This is a genomic window from Sedimentitalea xiamensis (assembly GCF_030164465.1).
Taxonomy (GTDB): domain Bacteria; phylum Pseudomonadota; class Alphaproteobacteria; order Rhodobacterales; family Rhodobacteraceae; genus Sedimentitalea; species Sedimentitalea xiamensis.
The window spans coordinates 84,298-100,525 of record NZ_JASNJE010000012.1; the positions used below are offsets into that span (position 1 = coordinate 84,298).

15 protein-coding genes are annotated in these 16,228 nt (G+C 65.8%); 4 read left to right on the forward strand and 11 right to left on the reverse strand.

Translation table 11 applies throughout. The features are described 5' to 3' along the window. The first annotated feature begins 1 nt into the window (after window position 1). Both QO034_RS11560 and QO034_RS11565 read left to right on the forward strand, forming a co-directional pair. On the forward strand, window positions 2-847 hold the full coding sequence (locus QO034_RS11560; RefSeq protein ID WP_284485693.1) for a UPF0280 family protein: 846 nt from the start codon (window positions 2-4) through the stop codon (window positions 845-847). Further along, window positions 840-1,421, forward strand: a complete 582-nt coding sequence (locus QO034_RS11565; protein ID WP_284485694.1) for an amino acid synthesis family protein — start codon at window positions 840-842, stop codon at window positions 1,419-1,421. Before QO034_RS11560 ends, QO034_RS11565 begins: the two co-directional genes overlap by 8 nt. On the opposite strand, the gene QO034_RS11570 is transcribed toward QO034_RS11565, so the two are convergent. Both QO034_RS11570 and QO034_RS11575 read right to left on the reverse strand, forming a co-directional pair. Beyond that, window positions 1,422-3,362, reverse strand: a complete 1,941-nt coding sequence (locus QO034_RS11570) for a HEAT repeat domain-containing protein (protein WP_284485695.1) — start codon at window positions 3,360-3,362, stop codon at window positions 1,422-1,424. It lies immediately after the preceding gene. A gap of 103 nt (window positions 3,363-3,465) precedes the next feature. Then, window positions 3,466-4,098: a Crp/Fnr family transcriptional regulator gene (locus QO034_RS11575; RefSeq protein WP_284485696.1), complete on the reverse strand. Its 633-nt coding sequence runs from the start codon at window positions 4,096-4,098 to the stop codon at window positions 3,466-3,468. A 305-nt stretch (window positions 4,099-4,403) separates the two neighbouring features. On the opposite strand from QO034_RS11575, the gene QO034_RS11580 reads away from it, so the two are divergent. After that, the gene (locus tag QO034_RS11580) at window positions 4,404-6,005 is read left to right on the forward strand and encodes an arylsulfatase (protein WP_284485697.1); all 1,602 of its coding nucleotides are present in this window, start codon (window positions 4,404-4,406) and stop codon (window positions 6,003-6,005) included. A gap of 110 nt (window positions 6,006-6,115) precedes the next feature. On the opposite strand, the gene QO034_RS11585 is transcribed toward QO034_RS11580, so the two are convergent. From QO034_RS11585 to QO034_RS11620, 8 genes are all read right to left on the reverse strand, one after another. Beyond that, window positions 6,116-7,372 carry a hypothetical protein gene (locus QO034_RS11585; RefSeq protein ID WP_284485698.1) on the reverse strand — a complete coding sequence of 419 codons (1,257 nt, stop codon included), beginning with the start codon at window positions 7,370-7,372 and terminating at the stop codon, window positions 6,116-6,118. Beyond that, window positions 7,369-8,883 carry a VWA domain-containing protein gene (locus QO034_RS11590; RefSeq protein WP_284485699.1) on the reverse strand — a complete coding sequence of 505 codons (1,515 nt, stop codon included), beginning with the start codon at window positions 8,881-8,883 and terminating at the stop codon, window positions 7,369-7,371. The genes QO034_RS11585 and QO034_RS11590 overlap by 4 nt, the downstream gene beginning before the upstream one ends. Next, complete coding sequence (locus QO034_RS11595) at window positions 8,880-9,860, reverse strand: VWA domain-containing protein (protein ID WP_284485700.1); 981 nt, start codon at window positions 9,858-9,860, stop codon at window positions 8,880-8,882. Before QO034_RS11595 ends, QO034_RS11590 begins: the two co-directional genes overlap by 4 nt. Beyond that, the gene (locus QO034_RS11600) at window positions 9,857-10,336 is read right to left on the reverse strand and encodes a DUF4381 domain-containing protein (RefSeq protein ID WP_284485701.1); all 480 of its coding nucleotides are present in this window, start codon (window positions 10,334-10,336) and stop codon (window positions 9,857-9,859) included. Before QO034_RS11600 ends, QO034_RS11595 begins: the two co-directional genes overlap by 4 nt. Next, window positions 10,336-11,289 (reverse strand): DUF58 domain-containing protein, encoded by a 954-nt coding sequence (locus tag QO034_RS11605; RefSeq protein WP_284485702.1) that lies wholly within the window; start codon window positions 11,287-11,289, stop codon window positions 10,336-10,338. Before QO034_RS11605 ends, QO034_RS11600 begins: the two co-directional genes overlap by 1 nt. A gap of 27 nt (window positions 11,290-11,316) precedes the next feature. After that, a complete protein-coding gene (locus tag QO034_RS11610; protein WP_284485703.1) occupies window positions 11,317-12,306 on the reverse strand; it encodes an AAA family ATPase in 990 nt (329 codons plus the stop codon). Between the two features lie 108 nt (window positions 12,307-12,414). Then, on the reverse strand, window positions 12,415-13,389 hold the full coding sequence (speB, locus tag QO034_RS11615) for an agmatinase (RefSeq protein WP_284485704.1): 975 nt from the start codon (window positions 13,387-13,389) through the stop codon (window positions 12,415-12,417). Window positions 13,390-13,446: 57 nt separating this feature from the next. Then, on the reverse strand, window positions 13,447-14,394 hold the full coding sequence (locus QO034_RS11620; protein WP_284485705.1) for a cyclase family protein: 948 nt from the start codon (window positions 14,392-14,394) through the stop codon (window positions 13,447-13,449). A 687-nt stretch (window positions 14,395-15,081) separates the two neighbouring features. On the opposite strand from QO034_RS11620, the gene QO034_RS11625 reads away from it, so the two are divergent. Beyond that, entirely contained in the window at window positions 15,082-15,276 is a 195-nt protein-coding gene (locus QO034_RS11625) for a hypothetical protein (RefSeq protein WP_284485706.1), read from the forward strand. A gap of 10 nt (window positions 15,277-15,286) precedes the next feature. Here the strand turns inward: QO034_RS11625 and QO034_RS11630 are convergent, their stop codons facing one another. Next, window positions 15,287-16,096, reverse strand: a complete 810-nt coding sequence (locus QO034_RS11630) for a division plane positioning ATPase MipZ (RefSeq protein WP_284485707.1) — start codon at window positions 16,094-16,096, stop codon at window positions 15,287-15,289. Window positions 16,097-16,228: the final 132 nt, after the last annotated feature.

Sequence of the window (16,228 nt, forward strand, 5' to 3'; positions counted from 1 at the left end):
GATGCAGGCGCCGCAGGTTTCCTTTCTGCCGGACGGGCGGCGGCTGCACCTACATCACGGACCGATCGACCTGATCGTGGACGCCACGGGGCCGGGGCGCGAGGCCGGGCTGCGCCGCGCGGTGAAACGGTTCGACTCGGTCCTGACCGAACTGGCCGGCGAACTCGTCGCCCTGCGCCGCCCGGTCGCTGAACCTCACGTCTTCCAAGGACGGATCGCCGCCACCATGCAGCGCGCCGCCCGTGCCCATCTGCCGGGATTTGTGACCCCGATGGCCGCCGTTGCGGGTGCCGTGGCCGACGAGATGCTGGCGCAGATTTGCGTGCAGGGCGACATGACCCAAGCCTATGTGAACAACGGCGGCGACATCGCCTTTCACCTCGCGCCGGGCGAAAGCTTTACCGCCGCCCTGCCGAACGCCCGGCTCCAACTCACCGCCGACCTGCCGGTGCGCGGCCTCGCCACCTCTGGCTGGCGCGGGCGCAGCCAATCGCTCGGCATCGCCGACAGCGTCACGGTGCTGGCCCGAACCGCCGCGCAGGCCGATGTCGCCGCGACCCTGATCGCCAATGCGGTCGACCTGCCGGGCCATCCGGCCATCCGTCGCGCCCCGGCCCGCGACCTTGTGCCTGACAGCGACCTCGGCGCACGGCTCGTCACCGTCGCGGTGGGCGACCTGCCGCCAGAGGACGTGGCGATCGCGCTCGATGCCGGGCAGCGATACGCCGAAACCTGCCGTGCCCGCGGATTGATCGCGGGGGCCTGCCTGCAGCTTGGCGCGCTGCGCCGGGTGATCGGCATGCCCCACACCCTGACACAGCCCGAAAAGGACGAGCTTCATGCCTGACTTCCCCCTGCGCAAGACCATGCTCTTCATCGAGGACATCCACCATGACGGCGGCCCGGCCCCGGCCACCCCGCGCCGGCGTGCGGCCATCGTGGCGCTGGTGAAGAACCCCTTTGCCGGCGCTTATGTCGCCGAGTTGCAACAGGCGATGGACGATCTCAAGCCGCTCGGATTGATAATGACCGACCGGCTGATCGCCGCGATGGGCGGCATCGAGGGGATCGACGGCTATGGCAAGGCGGGGTTGGTGGGCGAGGGTGGCGAACTCGAGCACACGGCGCTCTGGCATGTGCCGGGCGGCTACGCGATGCGCGAGCGGCTGGGCGAGGCCAGGGCCATCGTGCCCTCCTCGATGAAGATGGGCGGCGTCGGCACCCGCATCGACATTCCGCTCGGTCATATCAACGCGGCCTATGTGCGCAGCCATTTCGACGGCATGGAAGTCGGGGTGCCGGACGGGCCGCGCGCGGATGAACTGCTGTTCGCGCTGGCGATGGCGCGGGGGCCGCGTATCCACAACCGCATGGGCGGCCTCGCGGCGGAGGATGCGGTCGGAGAAGACGGGTTGCGCTGATCAGTCCGACAGATCGGCCCGCATCAGCGGCAGCGTTATGTCATCCGGATTGGCCGCAATGGCCGCGTCCAGCGTCTTGCGCGCCTCCGCGCGGTTGCCAAGCGCGTCATGGATGCGGGCGATCATCACCCAGGCGCGGGTCAGTTGCGGGTCCAGCGCGACGGCTTCGCCAAAGGCGGACAGGGCGGCGGGCATGTTGCGGGTGGTCAGGCCGATCCCGCCCAGAACCAGCTGTGTCTCGGGAAAATCGGCCTTGTTACGGATCGATCTCTGCCATTCCGTCATCGCGCCGTTCAGCGCCTCGGTCGCGTCCTTCGGCATATGCGCGATGCGCAGCCCCAGGAATTCGCGCGCCGCCGCCATCCGCACGGTGCGGCTCGGATCGTCGAGAAGGGAAACCAGCCGCTGCGCGACATCGGTCTGCGCCGCGCCGCGCTGGCTGGACACCGCCGCCGCGCGCACCATCGGATCGGGATCGGACAGGAATGGTTCGGTCCGCGCGGCGATCGCCGGATCGGACACCTGCGCCAGCAGGTCCAGCGCGGTGGCGCGCAGGATTGCCGGCAAGTCCTCGTGCTCGACGATGCCGATCAGCCCTGAGACCGAATTCGCAGGGTCTTGCCGCGCCGGGGCAAAGACCTGTGCCACATGCGGACCCCGGTGGCGGCTGTCGGGATACCAGGCGGCGACGGTGTCGGTGGCCCATTGCGCCGACCGCTCGGCGTGGCAATCGTTGCAGGCGTTGGGCGCGCCGGTTTCCAGCGTCAGGTCCGGGCGCGGCACCCGGAAGGAATGGTCGCGCCGCCCGTCGATGCCCATGTAGTCGCGCTCGATCATGTGACAGTTCCGGCATTGCGCCCCGTCGCTGCCGGCAGGGTGAAAATGATGCCCGGGATCGTCGTAATTCGCCAGTGGCAGCGAAGGAAAACGGTCGTTCCCGGCCTTTGAATGGCATTGGGTGCACAGGCCGTTGCCTTCGGCCACATGTCTCGCGCTGTGCGGGTTGTGGCAGTCGGTGCAGGCCACCCCCTTGGAATACATCCTGGATTGCAGGAACGAGCCGTAGACATAAACCTCGTCGAGGATCTGCCCGTCCGGATGATAGAGGCCCTCGCGCAGCGGAGACAGGCGGTAGGCGTCGTGATAGGCCGTGCCGGGCAGCGGGTTGCCGTCCTCAAAGGGTTCGCGGCGCGAATGGCAGCCGGCGCATTGCTGGATTTCCGCCTCGGCCCCGGCGGAGAAATCCATGGTCAGCGCCGTGTCGCCCAGCCCCGCCCAGCGGTCTGGGTCATAGGTGCCGTTGGCCAGCGCCCAGTCACGATGCGCCTCGCCCGGCCCGTGGCAGGCTTCGCAGCCGACGCCGATTTCCGACTGCGTGCTGGCGTAGGCCTGCGCCTGCGGATCGTAGTTTTTTTCGAAACCCGTCGCGTGGCATTCCGCGCAGCGCGCGTTCCAGTTCTTGTAAGGTCCGGTCCAGTGCAGCCCGTCACCGGCGTGAAGACCCTGGTCGGGATAAAGGTGATACCAGCGTTCCCGTTCCACATCCCAGACCACGTCAAAGGACTGTAGCTTGCCGGGTTCGGTTTCGATCAGGTATTGCTGCAACGGCGCGATGCCGGCGACCCCGGCCACCGGCCAGGTGGTCAAGGCGCCTTCGGGGCCATCGCTTTCGATGAAATACCGGCCATCCCGCGTGGTGAACCGGGTCGTTATCCCGTTCAGGGTAAAGGCGGCATCGTCGAAATCGCCCAGCACATGCACGGCGTCCGGCGGCGTCCATGCCAGTTGATGATGCGAGCCTTGCCAGTCGCGGGTTTCCTCCTGATGGCAATCCGCGCAGGCGGCGCTGCCGATATAGGCGGGCGTTCCGCCAGCGTCCTGCGCCGCCGCGCCATCCGCCGTCGCAAGAAACAGCCATGTGGCCGCAAACACTGTCATCATGGCGCGCATGGGGTATCCGTTTCGTATCCCGTTCCGTCCGGACCGTTATCGGATGTGGGTGGGGCGGATACAAGCAAAGAGGCTGCCAGCGCCAAACACGATTTCAGGTCGCGCAGAATTCCGACATCCGGCCCCGGTCGCCGACCCGCAGGCGACCGTATCCGAGTTCGATCAATCCCTGATCCGCCAGTTTCTTCAGGATCCGGCGCGCCGTGGGCAGCGAAATCGCATTCATCATGGCAATCTGTTCCTGCGAACACAGAATCCACCCATCCGTGTCCGACAGGCTTTCATCCGAGAACAGAAGCCACGCCGCCACACGGCGGGTGGTGTCCGGAATCGACATATTGGCCAGCAAGCGAAGCGCGACCGCCGTATTTTGATGGTTCAAGGCATAGAAATCGGCCAGCAGGTCAGGGTGCGGCCGCAGCAGATCGGTCAGAGCGGCCTGCGGCAGGAACCAGACATCCACCGGCGATCGGGCGGTGATCGTGATCAGACGGGGGGATCTGGCGAAGAGAGCCAGATCCCCGATCCAGAAACCGGGATAGGCAATGTGGCAGTCAAAGACGCTGCCGGCATCGTTGGGCGTGGACAGGCAGACCCGGCCTCGCAGAAGGCCATAGATTCCGTCTGGCATGTCTCCGACCCGGTATAGCGTCTGGCCGGATTCGTAGGACCGGGCGCGGCCCAGCGGCAAGAGCAACCGCCGCACGGATTCGCTGCGTTTGGACAACCAACCGGACCGGGAAAAAATATCCAACTCATCCGGAAGCTGAATTTTTTTTTGCGCATTGGGAAGGGAACCGATCATTTGAACATATTAACCCGTCCGCGCTCGTGTCACAACTGCCCGGAGTGTCATGTGGAATTTACGGCGAAGTTCAACATTGTAAAAACCGTCTGGCATTCTGTCGCTAGTGTGCTAGCTGATTGAAAATGCGGTCCGCACCGACCAAAGATGCCGGAATTGTATTCGAAACCAAAGACATGTCCGGGACCGCACCGCTGCATCAATTCTGAACAGGGAGTCTTCACAAGATGTCAAACCCACCTTCCACTGTCTCGTCCTGGACGGACCCGATACGGAAGCTCGCGGTCCTTGCCTGCGCCGTTTCCCTCGCGGTGCCGGCCTGGGCGCAGGATGAGAAACCCAACATCCTCGTGATCTGGGGCGACGATGTCGGACAGTCCAACATTTCCGCCTACACGTTGGGTCTTATGGGGTATCGCACGCCCAACATCGACCGCATCGCCGCCGAGGGCATGATGTTCACCGACTATTACGGCGAACAGTCCTGCACCGCTGGCCGGTCCTCGTTCATCATGGGGCAATCGGTGTTCCGCACCGGCCTGTCCAAGGTCGGCCTGCCCGGCGCCGAGGAAGGCATGCAGATCGAGGACCCGACCATCGCCGGCCTTCTGAAGGCGCAAGGCTATGCCACCGGCCAGTTCGGAAAGAACCATCTCGGTGACCGGGACGAGCATTTGCCGACGAACCACGGTTTTGACGAGTTCTTCGGCAATCTCTATCACCTCAATGCCGAGGAAGAGCCCGAGAACGAGGATTATCCGCAGAATCCCGAGTTCCGCGAGCGCTTCGGCCCGCGCGGGGTGATCAAGTCATCGGCCGATGGCAGCATCGAGGATACCGGCCCGCTCACCAGGAAGCGGATGGAAACCGTCGACGAAGAAACGGCGGCGGCCGCCATCGACTTCATCAAGCGTCAGGAAGAGGCAGGCACACCCTGGTTCGTCTGGTGGTCCGGCACCCGGATGCACTTCCGTACCCATGTGAAGCCGGAGATGCGCGAAAAGGCCAATGAGATCGCGGGCCGCAATGTGGACGAATATTCCGCCGGCATGATCGAGCACGACCAGCACATCGGCCTGTTCCTCGACACGCTGGATGAACTGGGCATCGCAGACAACACCATCGTGTTCTATTCGACCGACAATGGCCCGCATATGAACACCTGGCCGGATGCCGCCATGACTCCGTTCTGGGGCGAGAAGAACACCCAGTGGGAAGGTGCATGGCGCGTTCCGGCGATGGTGCGGTGGCCCGGCAAGATCGCCGAGGACACGGTGTCCAACGAGATCGTTCACCACATGGACTGGTTGCCGACCTTCCTGGCCGCTGCCGGCAACGAAACCGTCAAGGAAGACCTGCTCGACGGCATCACCGTGGCCGAAGTCGGCGGCGGACGCGACTATCGGGTGCATCTGGATGGCTACAACATCCTGCCGATGCTGACCGGCGAGACCTCCACCAGCCCGCGTAACGAGATATTCTACTTCACCGATGATGGCGACCTCGCGGCGCTGCGCTATCGCGACTGGAAGATCACCTTCCTCGAGCAAAAGGCCTGGGCGACTTTGCGGGCCTGGATGGAGCCGCTGACGCCGTTGCGGACGCCGCTGATCTTCAACCTGCGTCGCGACCCCTACGAGCGTGGCTACCGGACCTCCAACACCTTCTACGACTGGATGCTGGATAGGGCCTATATGCTGGTGCCGGCACAGCAATACGTGGCGCAGTTCCTCGAAACCTTCCAGGAATACCCGCCGCGGCAGGAAGCGGCATCCTTCAGCCTCGACAAGGTCATGGAGAAGCTCAGCAGCCCACAAGGCACGCCCTGATCTACGGAAGACGGCATGACAAAGGAACGAAACCGCGCCCCAAGGGGCGCGGTTTTTCGTTGTGCCGCTGGCTTGTCGGGCGCGCGGGGCGATGACGGGATCGGGGTTTCTCAGGGGTTCAGCGGAGGGAGTGAGCGGCCGGACCCGGCCGTGCCAGCCGCGCGTCGTGCCGCCCTGCGCGCGCTTTGTGCGGCGCGTTCGGCACCGTTCCACGCCGGTTTGCCTGTCTCTGCCTGCCGGCCGAACCGGGCCGCGCCGATCCCGGCCAGCGCCCGCCGCACCGGCAAGGCCGCCTGCGGCAGGTCGGGGAAGAAGCCCGCCCATTTCTCGACCGCGGCGAGGCTTGCCGAAAGGTCGCGTGTCCTGAGCGCCCGCATCAGCCTCCGATGCGCCGCACGCTCGGACGCCTCGTAGCCTGCCCGCGCCTCTGCCAGCGCGCGGAACAGGGGCGGGCGGAGGACTGTCCACGCCAGCCACAACCCCAGCGCGCCCAGAAGGCCCCACCCGACACGGCGGGCGATCTCGCGCGGGCTCATCGGCGGCGCGGCGGATAGTGCCGATCCGGTCACCGTCACGACGGTCTCGGGCACTGTCGCCGTCTCGACCTGTCCTGACTCGACATTGAACCAGTCGATGGTCAGTCCCGGCAGGATCGCCTCGCCCGCCGACTGCCCGACATAGGTGGTCGTCTCGACCCGTGTTCCCGACAGCACCCCGCGCTCCTCGGTTTCGCTGATCACGGGTTCCTTGCCATAGGCCCGCACCGCCGTCGCCTCCGTTTCCGCCGTAAGCGTCGGGATCAGGACCGGGGTCGTGCCCTCGATGCGCGCGGTGATCGTCCGCGTGATCGCGTCGCCGGCGGCCAGTTCGGTCGCGCCTTCCAGCGTCTGATCCAGAGCGAAGCCCCGCGCGATGACCGGCGGGTTCAGCCCGCGCGCACCGGCAGGCACCCGCGCGGCAAAGCGGATGTCCGGCAGCGGCGCTCGAAACTCGACCGGGTCGCTTGTGTCGGGATCGGCATAGGTCACAACGATTTCGCCATCGGGCAGTTCGAACGGCCCCGCCGCCAGCGGATAGAGCCGATAGCTGCGCTGCACCCCCGACCATGTCGCCCCGCCGATGCGCTGGCTGACCGGCCCGGTCGCCCGTTCCGGCAGGCGCACCATCAGCGACGGCACCTCGACATTGGGAAAAACCGCAGGTTTCGGCATCCAGGTGGGCACCAGCACCTGGATGCGCAGCGTCACCGGCTGGCCGACGATGGCGGTTTCGGAGTCCAGTTCGAACGAGACCTGCGGGTCTTGTGCCAACGCACTCTGCCCGAGGCACGACAGCCCCGAAATCACCGCGACAGCAAGCCGGATCATTCCGCGTCTCCCGACGTGTCCAGCAGGAACCGGCTGCGCAGGAAATCGCCCATGTCGGTGTCGATGCTGTCGATCCACTGTTCCGCGGTCAGCGGGGCCGAGTCTTCTTTCGGCGCTTCGATCTGGGTTTCCGCCCCGCGGTTGGATTCGTTGTCGAACACCAGCTCGTCGGCGCCGATGCCGGTGTCCTCGCCGGTGTCGGAGGCTTCGGCGGTTTCCTCCACAAAGGCCACGATGGCCCAGGCCACGTCTCGGTTCGTCTCGGCTTCGGCCCAGCCTGGCCGCCGCACCAGCGCGGTTTCGAACGCCCGCGCTCCGGGGCGGTATTCGCGGTTGCGGATCCGCGCGGTGCCTTCGGCGAACGCGGCCTCGGCGCTGTCCAGTCGCGCAAAGAGTGCTGCCGCGTCGGCGTAGCGCCCGGCCTTCATCATCGCATGGCCCCGCCACATCGGGTCCTGAAACAGGTCCGCCGCCTTGGCGAAGTCCTTGTTCTCATAGGCCAGCCGCCCTTGCTGATCCGGTGTCAGGAACCAGTCCAGCCAGCCATCGGCCCGCGCCGCCCCCGGTGTCTGCACGGCCAAAGCCAGGATGATCGCGATCCCCCAGCGAATCGTCCAGCCTTTCCGGAACGACAACAGCGCCAGGAGCGCCGCCGGCCAGACCAGCCACCATCCGCGATCGTCCCAGGCCAGCCGGTCGTCCGCCAGCAGCGCGGCGCGATGCGCCGACCGCAAGCGCCTTTCGATAAGGTTGATGTCGCTGTCGTCGGGAGAGATCTGCACGATGGTGGCCCCGTCGATCCCGTCCAGTTGAGCGACCTTGCGGCCTTCCGGCAGGACCAGCAGAAACACAACGGGCGGACCGTCGTCCACGTCGAATGCGGCAATGTCGACCGGATCTAGGTCGTCCAGCACGAAGAGCACGGCGCCATCGCTGTCCGCGTCGTCCAGGATGTCGCGCGCCATGGCGAAGGCGGCGGTGGCGTTCTGCCCCGCCTTCGGCATCACCTGTGGCGACAGCCCTTCGAGCAGCGGGCGCAGGATGTTGGGATCCTCGGTCAGGGGCGACACCCGATGCGCGGTCCCGGCATAGGCGACCAGCGCGGTGCGCGCGCCGGCGCGGGCAGCGATCAGGTCCAGCACCTTGAAACGCGCGCGGTCCAGCCGGGTCGGGGCAAGGTCCGGCGTTTCCATCGACTCCGTCACCTTGAGCGCCACCACAAGCGGCGCGGTTTCCGCGATCAGCGGGTTCGGCACCCGGCTCCAGGTCGGCCCTGCCGCGGCCAGCGTCAGCAGGACCAGCCCCGCCGCGACGCCGTCGCCGGGATGAACCCGGCGCCCTTGCCCGGATCCGATCTGCAAGGCCGCGAAAAGGTGGGGCGCGAACTGCCCGGGCTCCGTTGCGGCGCCCGATCCGCGCGGCCGGGTCAGATACCAGACCGCCGCGACGCCGAGCAGGGCCAGCAGCCAGGCCGGGCGCAGGAAATGAAAGGCGGCCAGCGTGTCGATCATGCGGTTCTCCGCCGCCGGGGCAGAAGCAGACCGGTCAAGGCCGCCAGCGCGGTCAACACTGCCGCGCCGGCCGCGACCCATGTCAGGTCCTGCGTCGGGCGGAAACTGGTCTGTTCGACCTTGCGCGGCGCCATCGCGTCGATCCGGTCATAGACCTCGGTCAGGGCCTCCGAATTGTCGGCATAGAAGTATGCGCCGCCGGTGCGCTTTGCGATATCTTCAAGCGTATCGAGATCGACCCGATCCTCGCCGCTGGCCTCGGGATCGCCGACACCGATGGTCTGGATCGTCACGCCGCGGTCCGCTGCGATGGCCGCGGCGTTGATCGGCGTCATCCGGCTGCTGTTGTCGGCGCCGTCGCTGAGCAGGATGACCAGGCGTTCCGGAACGTCGCTGGCGTCGAACAGGCGCACCGACAGCCCGATGGCATCGCCGATCGCGGTGTTCGGCCCGGCCATGCCGACAACGGTCTGGTCCAGGAAACCGTTGAGGCTGACGAGGTCGTCGGTAAAGGGCGCCTGCACGAAGGCCTTGGTGCCGAACACGATCAGCGCCATGCGATCGCCGTCCCGCTGGCCGATGAAGGCTTTCAGAACCTCCTTGACGGCCGCCAACCGTTGCTGGACCTGCCCGTCCGGCAGGGCGAAATCCCTTTCATCCATCGACCCCGAGATATCCAGCGCCAGAACGATGTCGCGCGCGGATTTCTCGATCACCAACGGCTCGCCCAGCCGTTCCGGGCGCGCCAGCGCCACCACGATCAACCCCCAGACACACAGGGCGGCAAACATCTGCCACCGGCTCCGTTTCGGCACACGGGCGCCGGGGCGGGCCTCGATCCCCGCGGCGTCGGTCAACCGGCGGAAGAAGGGCACACGCGTCGCGGCGACCTGTTCGCGATGCGGCGGCGCGAAACGCCAGACCAGCAGCGGCAGCGGCAAGAGCGCGAGAGCCCAGGGGATCGCCAGCGAGATCATGCGTCCTCCCGTTCCGGGGCGGCGTGCCGGCGCACCCATCGCTGCGCCAGCCGGAATAGGGCCGGGTCGGGCGCGGTGGCGCGATAGGGGGCTTCGGCGACGATCCGTCCGGGTCCGCTGACGAAGCCGTCGCCGGCCATCGTGCGGTCGAGAAACCGCAGCCAGTCCGCTCCGGTGAGGTTTGCGACCTCGGCGCGGGGAAAGCCGGCCAGCGCCGTGCGGCGCAGGATGTCGGCGATCCGGGCGGGGTCGTCGCCGGCTGCCGCCAGCGCCGCCAGCCCGGCGCGGCGGTAGGCGGTGGCGCGGCGATGCAGGATCAGCAAGCGCAGCCCGGCCAGGATCAGCGCCGCCAACGCGATCCCGAGCCAGATCCAGCCGGCCGTCTGCGGCATCCACGACACCGGCGGCGGTTCCGGCACCGGTTCCAGCAGGTCAAGCAACTGGACGAGGTTCAGCCCGTCGAACCGGTCCTCCATCAGCGGCCCCCCCTGTGGCCGAACAGTTGCAGCATTTGCCCCAATGCCGGTGCATCGGTGCTCAGCGACAGGAAGGGCGCGCCATATCTGCGCGCCCAGTCCGACACATCCCGAAGCCGGTCGCGCATCGCCGCGCTCAGCCGTTCGCGGGTCCGTTCCTGCGCCGAGTCGAATTCCGCCTGGAGCTGCCCGTCGGACGCGGTCAGCCTGAACCGGTCCGGTAATGTTCCGGCCAGCGGATCGGAGACGCTGAACAGCAGCAGGTCGTTGTTCATCGCCAGCGCCCGTAGCAGCGGTTCGGTGTCCGCAGTGACCCCGTCGAAATCCGAAAAGACCAGAACCAGGTAGTTGGTCTTGGCGATCCGCGTGGCTGCCTGCAAGACCCGGTTCAGGGTGTCCTGTCCGCCGGTGTCGCGGGCTTCGGCATGGAGCCGCGCGTTGGCTCCGGCGATCGACGCCAGCAGGCGGGTCAGGGCGGCGTGCGACCGCACCGGGCGGTGTTCCGCGATGCTGTCCCCGCCGAAAACCAGTCCGCCGACCCGGTCGCCCTGCGCCAGCAGCCGATGCGCCGAGATGGCCGCGGCCTCGGCGGCGACCACCGATTTCATGTAGACACGGCTGCCAAAGAACATCGACATCCGCTGATCGACCAGCAGCAGCGCCGGGCGGTCGCGCTCTTCGGTGTAGACGCGTACGTGGGGCGTCCCGGTGCGGGCCGTCACCTTCCAGTCGATGCTGCGGATGTCGTCGCCGGTCTGGTAATCGCGGAGTTCCTCGAAATTCAGTCCGCGCCCGCGCAGTTTTGACGCGTGGCGACCGTTCAGGACCGAATGGCTGGGCTGACGCGGCAAGAGGCTCAGGTGCCGGGCGCCCTGGGCGAGGGCGCGCAGCTGGGGCAGGTCCGCATGCACGCGGGGATCGTGCGGTGCGCTGCTTGCAGCGGGCTGCGTCATGTCGCTCTTCCTTTCCGCCGAACCGGCTCAGGGCAGCGCCACCAGCCGGACAATGGCGTCGGTGACGTCATCGGTCCGCCGGTCTTCGCCCTGGGCCTCGAAGCTCAGCGATATGCGGTGGCGGAATACGTCGTGGACGATGGCGCGCACGTCCTGCGGGTCGACATAGTCCCGCCCCGCCATCCAGGCATGGGCGCGGCTACAGCGGTCCAGCGCCAGCGATGCGCGCGGGCTGGCCCCGACGGAGATCCAGCGCGCCAGGTCCTCATCCAGCGCCGCCGGGGTGCGGGTGGCCTGCACCAGATCGGCCATGTAGCGATCCATCGCGTCCGAGGTGTGAACCTGCCCGATCTCTGTGCGGGCATCGAACACGGCCTGCTGCCGGATCGGCGCGGGTTTTTCGGCTTCAGACGGATTCGCCGCGTCGGCCTGCGCGGCGATTTCTTCGCCCCGTACCAGCCGGATCACCTCGACCTCGTCCTCGACCGGCGGATAGGTGATGTTCACATGCATCAGGAACCGGTCCATCTGCGCTTCGGGAAGCGGATAGGTGCCTTCCTGCTCGATCGGGTTCTGCGTCGCCATCACGATGAACAGGGGGTCCATCTTGTGGGTGGTTCCGGCGACCGTGACCTGCCGTTCCTCCATCGCTTCCAGAAGGGCGGCCTGAACCTTGGCGGGCGCGCGGTTGATCTCGTCCGCGAGCACGATATTTGCAAAGATCGGCCCCGGTTCGAAGCGGAATTCCGCCTCGCCGCCGGCCTGGTGGTAGATTTCGGTCCCGGTCACGTCCGACGGCAGCAGATCGGGCGTGAACTGGATGCGGCTGAACTTCGCGTCGAGATTCCTGGCCATCGCCTTGATCGCGCGGGTTTTTGCCAGTCCGGGCAGGCCTTCCACCAGAAGGTTGCCATTGGCGAGAAGCCCGATCACCAGCCGGTCGATCACATCGGTCTGCCCGATGATCGACTGCGCCATGCGTTTTTTCAGATCGCTTATGGCATCATTGGCGGACATCGACCGCTCTCCTTCTTTTTCTGACCTGACGGCGCGTTGGCTGCGCCCATCATGGATTTGCCCCGGATCCGAGGGCGGAAAACGGCGCAAGAGTATCCGGGTGGACCTTCACCGAGACCGGGCACGCACCGACTTGTAGTGTAAAACCCGACCAAGCGTGTTCAAGAGGATTTGTGCGGCCAGGATCGCGGTGGAACCGGTATGGTCATAGTCCGGCGCGACCTCGACCAGGTCTATCCCGACCACGTCGCCGCGCCGCGCCAGGCCGTCGATCAGTTCCAGCACCTCATAGTAAAGAAAACCGCCGTGGCTCGGCGTGCCGGTGCCAGGCGCTATGGACGGATCGAACGCGTCGATGTCGATTGTCAGGTAATACCGCGCGCCTTCGGGAATCCGCGCCAGCATGGCGTCGGTCCCCATGCGTCGCACCTGCCGCACCGACTGGATGTCGGATCCCATGGCGCGGGCGTCGGCATAGCCCTCGCGGGCCGTCGATGAAACATTGCGGATGCCGATCTGGCTCAGCCCGGTGACATGGGGCCGTTCGGCCGCACGCCGCATGGGGTTTCCATGGCCGAAACGGACCCCGTGGCGTTCATCGACGAAATCCAGATGCGCGTCGATCTGCACCACATGGATCGGCGGCTGGTCGTCAAAGGCGGCGATGCAGGGAATGTTGATCGAATGATCGCCACCCATCACCACCGGCAGAGCGCCGGCCGCCAGCATCCGTCGCACTCCGAATTCGATGTTGGCGTGGCTGCGGATCGTGTCAGTGTGCACGATGTCGGCATCGCCGATATCCACGATCCGGACCCTGGCGGGGTCCAGGTAGGTCACGTCGTCTTCGAAGTCATAGGCTCCGGCGTGGCCGAAGGAAAACAGCGTTGATGCTTCGCGGATCGCGCGCGGACCCATCCGCGCACCGGATCGGAACTGAGCGCCGAAATCGAAGGGCGCGCCCATCACCGCCGCTTCCGCGTCGATGGCGTCCCAATTGGCCACGTAGGGATATTTCCCGAATGTGCAGATCCCCACGAAGGGCAGGTTCAGCCGCCTTTCGTCATAGCCATGCCCCGCCATTCACCATCTCCGTATCGCGAGAAAGGGCCGCCGCGCATCGGCGCGGCGACGCGTTCGTCAATAAAGGGCCACCGGATTGATGATCATCTGCACGGTTCCGCGAATTCGCGCCTGTCCCAGCACGAACATGAACTCGTTTACGCCATCGCGCAGCACCGGGCCGGTGTTCATCGTCTCGAGGATATAGATGCCGTTCTCCTTCAGCAGCACCACATGACCGTAAAAGGCCCCGTCCCCAGGCGCCGGGGGAATCGGCTCTATGCCCCAGGTGTCGGCGCCCACTGCCATCACGTCGAGCGAGGCCAGATAGCGCGCCCCTTCGACATTGATGCCGGGCTCACCCGAGACCCAGGCGGTGGGGTCGCTGTCGAGCATGTTCTCGGTCCATCCGGTGTGGAACAGCACGATGTCGCCCTTGCGCAGTTCGACGCCCTGGGCCTCGGCGGCGGCCTTGATCTCGGCTTCGCCGAAATGATCGCCCGCGGCGAGGAATTCCTTGCCTCCTTGGGCGGCCATGTCCAGGATCACCCCGCGCCCGACCAGCGGCGGAATGTCATGCACCCCCAGCTTGGTCAGCCCGGTGATCGCGGAAATTTCCTTTTCGTCGCTGCAATTGTAGTAGTAGCCGTTCTCGCCCAGGTGGCCGAGCCCGTCGATCTGGCTGCCGATCCCGACCCAGGTCTGCAGGATGTCGTCGTTGTAGTTGCCGGGGTAGCCGAACTGCGTCAGTTTCTGGCCACCCTGCTGGTTGGGCTGCACAACCTGCAGATTCAGGGACCGGGGCGCAAAGGCCGGCGTGTTCGAATCGATGACGATGCCCAGCGGCATCGACTTGCCCTGCTTGATCAGCTCTGCCGCGGCCAGCGTGTTCTCGGGTGTGACCAGGTTGGCCGAGCCGATCTGGTCCGCCGCGCCCCACTTGCTTTGCTTGCAATCCTGCGCGACCGCGCCCGACGCGATCAGCCCGATGGCGCAGGCGAGTCCTGCGATAGGTCTTTGTTTCAAAATCAATCCTCCCAGATTCTTCTGCAGTTCCCAAGACAGGAACCGGCAGACAACCGGAAGGATAGCATATTTTCTTTTGATGTTAATCAATGCTTGAGTCCGGCTGCGGATTGCCGCGTCGCCAGCCCGGCCCCTTTCAAGACGATCGGGATGCCTTTCGCTGACCGGTTTCCGGCCGGCCGGATCGCGTTGGCCTGGCAAAAACCCGTTCCAGAAAATCGATCCATACAGGCCCTGCCGTGCTGACTGCGGGGCCGGGTATCGACGTCCCTTCGCAAAGGCTGTCCAGCGCCCGGTTCTGAAAGAGATGGAGCAACGGCGCGGCGGTTTTGTTTTCCGTTGGCCCATCCGGGCGCGGTGACATGCGTTGCGCTTGGTCTTTGCCAGGTCAGACGATCTCAGACCCCTGAAATATCAACTCCGCATGTGGCCGCGGCAGAGTCGCTGTCAAATCAGCCGATTGCGACCGTCGGGTCTTTCCGGTTGGCGAAATGACAGTCATTCCTCTGCGACGCGGGGTGATTTTTTTGCAATCTCGCCGGAGGCCTCCGGCGGGAGTATTTCGGCAAAGATGAAGACCGCTTGGTGAAAGGATCGGCGAACACGGGCGTGTCCTTGCCGCGCCGCGCCGGTTCTGCTGGACTGAAGATGCAATCCGGCGCGGTCGGTGGGGTCAGGATGCGGAAGGTGCCTCGCGCCGTTCCGGAGATTATCCGGGGGCTTGGCGCCGTGGTGCTGGCACTGGCCCGCAAGGAGGCCGGCCGCCGCTGGCCCGGAGGCAGGAAATCGACGGTCGGCCCTATGGCCGATAGGCCCGAGCCGCCGGCCATGGCGTCTGACCCGGTCACCGTGACCGGGCGCTGCTGGAACGGCTGGCCGTGATTGCCCGATCTCAGATGGCGACTTCCACTCCGGGCAATCGGAGCGTTTTCATCATGTCCCGAAGTTCTTGTCGCGCGGCGATGTTGGAAATGTTCAACTGCTTCACCCCGATGTCCTTGAGATCGAGCAGCGTCAGGCCGCGCGGGAACAGCTCGCGGAAGATCACCCGTTCGCTGAAGCCCGGAGAAACCCGGAATCCGATCCGGCCGGCCAGAAGATCGATGGCCCGTTCCATCTTTTCCTTGTTGACCATGCGTTGCGTGCCGACCCGGTTGCGCACCACCACCCAGTCGATCGGTTTCAGCCCCGCCTGGGCGCGTAGCTGCCGCGCGCTCCAGACCATCTCCGAATAGACGGACGGCCCCTTGATCTTTTCACCATCGGAATCGATCCGGGCGAGCAGGTCGAAATCGACGAAACTGTCATTCAGGGGCGTGATCAGCGTGTCGGCCAGCGAATGCGCCACCTGGCTGAGTCGCGTGTGCGAGCCGGGGCAATCGATCAGGATGAAATCGCAGTCCGGTTCCAGCGCCGCGACGGCGGCGGACAGGCGGCGGTCGTAGATGTTTTCACCGGGCTCCAGGTCGGCCTGGTCCACCTCGGGCAGATCGTGGCATTCCGGCCCGGCGAAATCCAAGCCGGACTGGCATTGAAACTCGCGCCGGTTTTCCACATACCGGCCCATCGTCCGTTGCCGCAAATCCAGATCGAGCGCGCAGACCTTGTGGCCCAGCCGCGCCAGAGCCGTGGCTACATGCATGGAGACCGTGGACTTGCCGGCACCGCCCTTTTCGTTTCCGACGACAATGATATGCGCCATGCCTGATCCTTCTGCCTGCACGCATGGGAGCGTTTTTTGAAAGCACTCTTAGGGTCTAGCCGCAGAGAATGAAAGATTCGTGGATGCTGAAAAACCGGCTTCGATCAAAATAGTTCGCATTGGATCGACCTG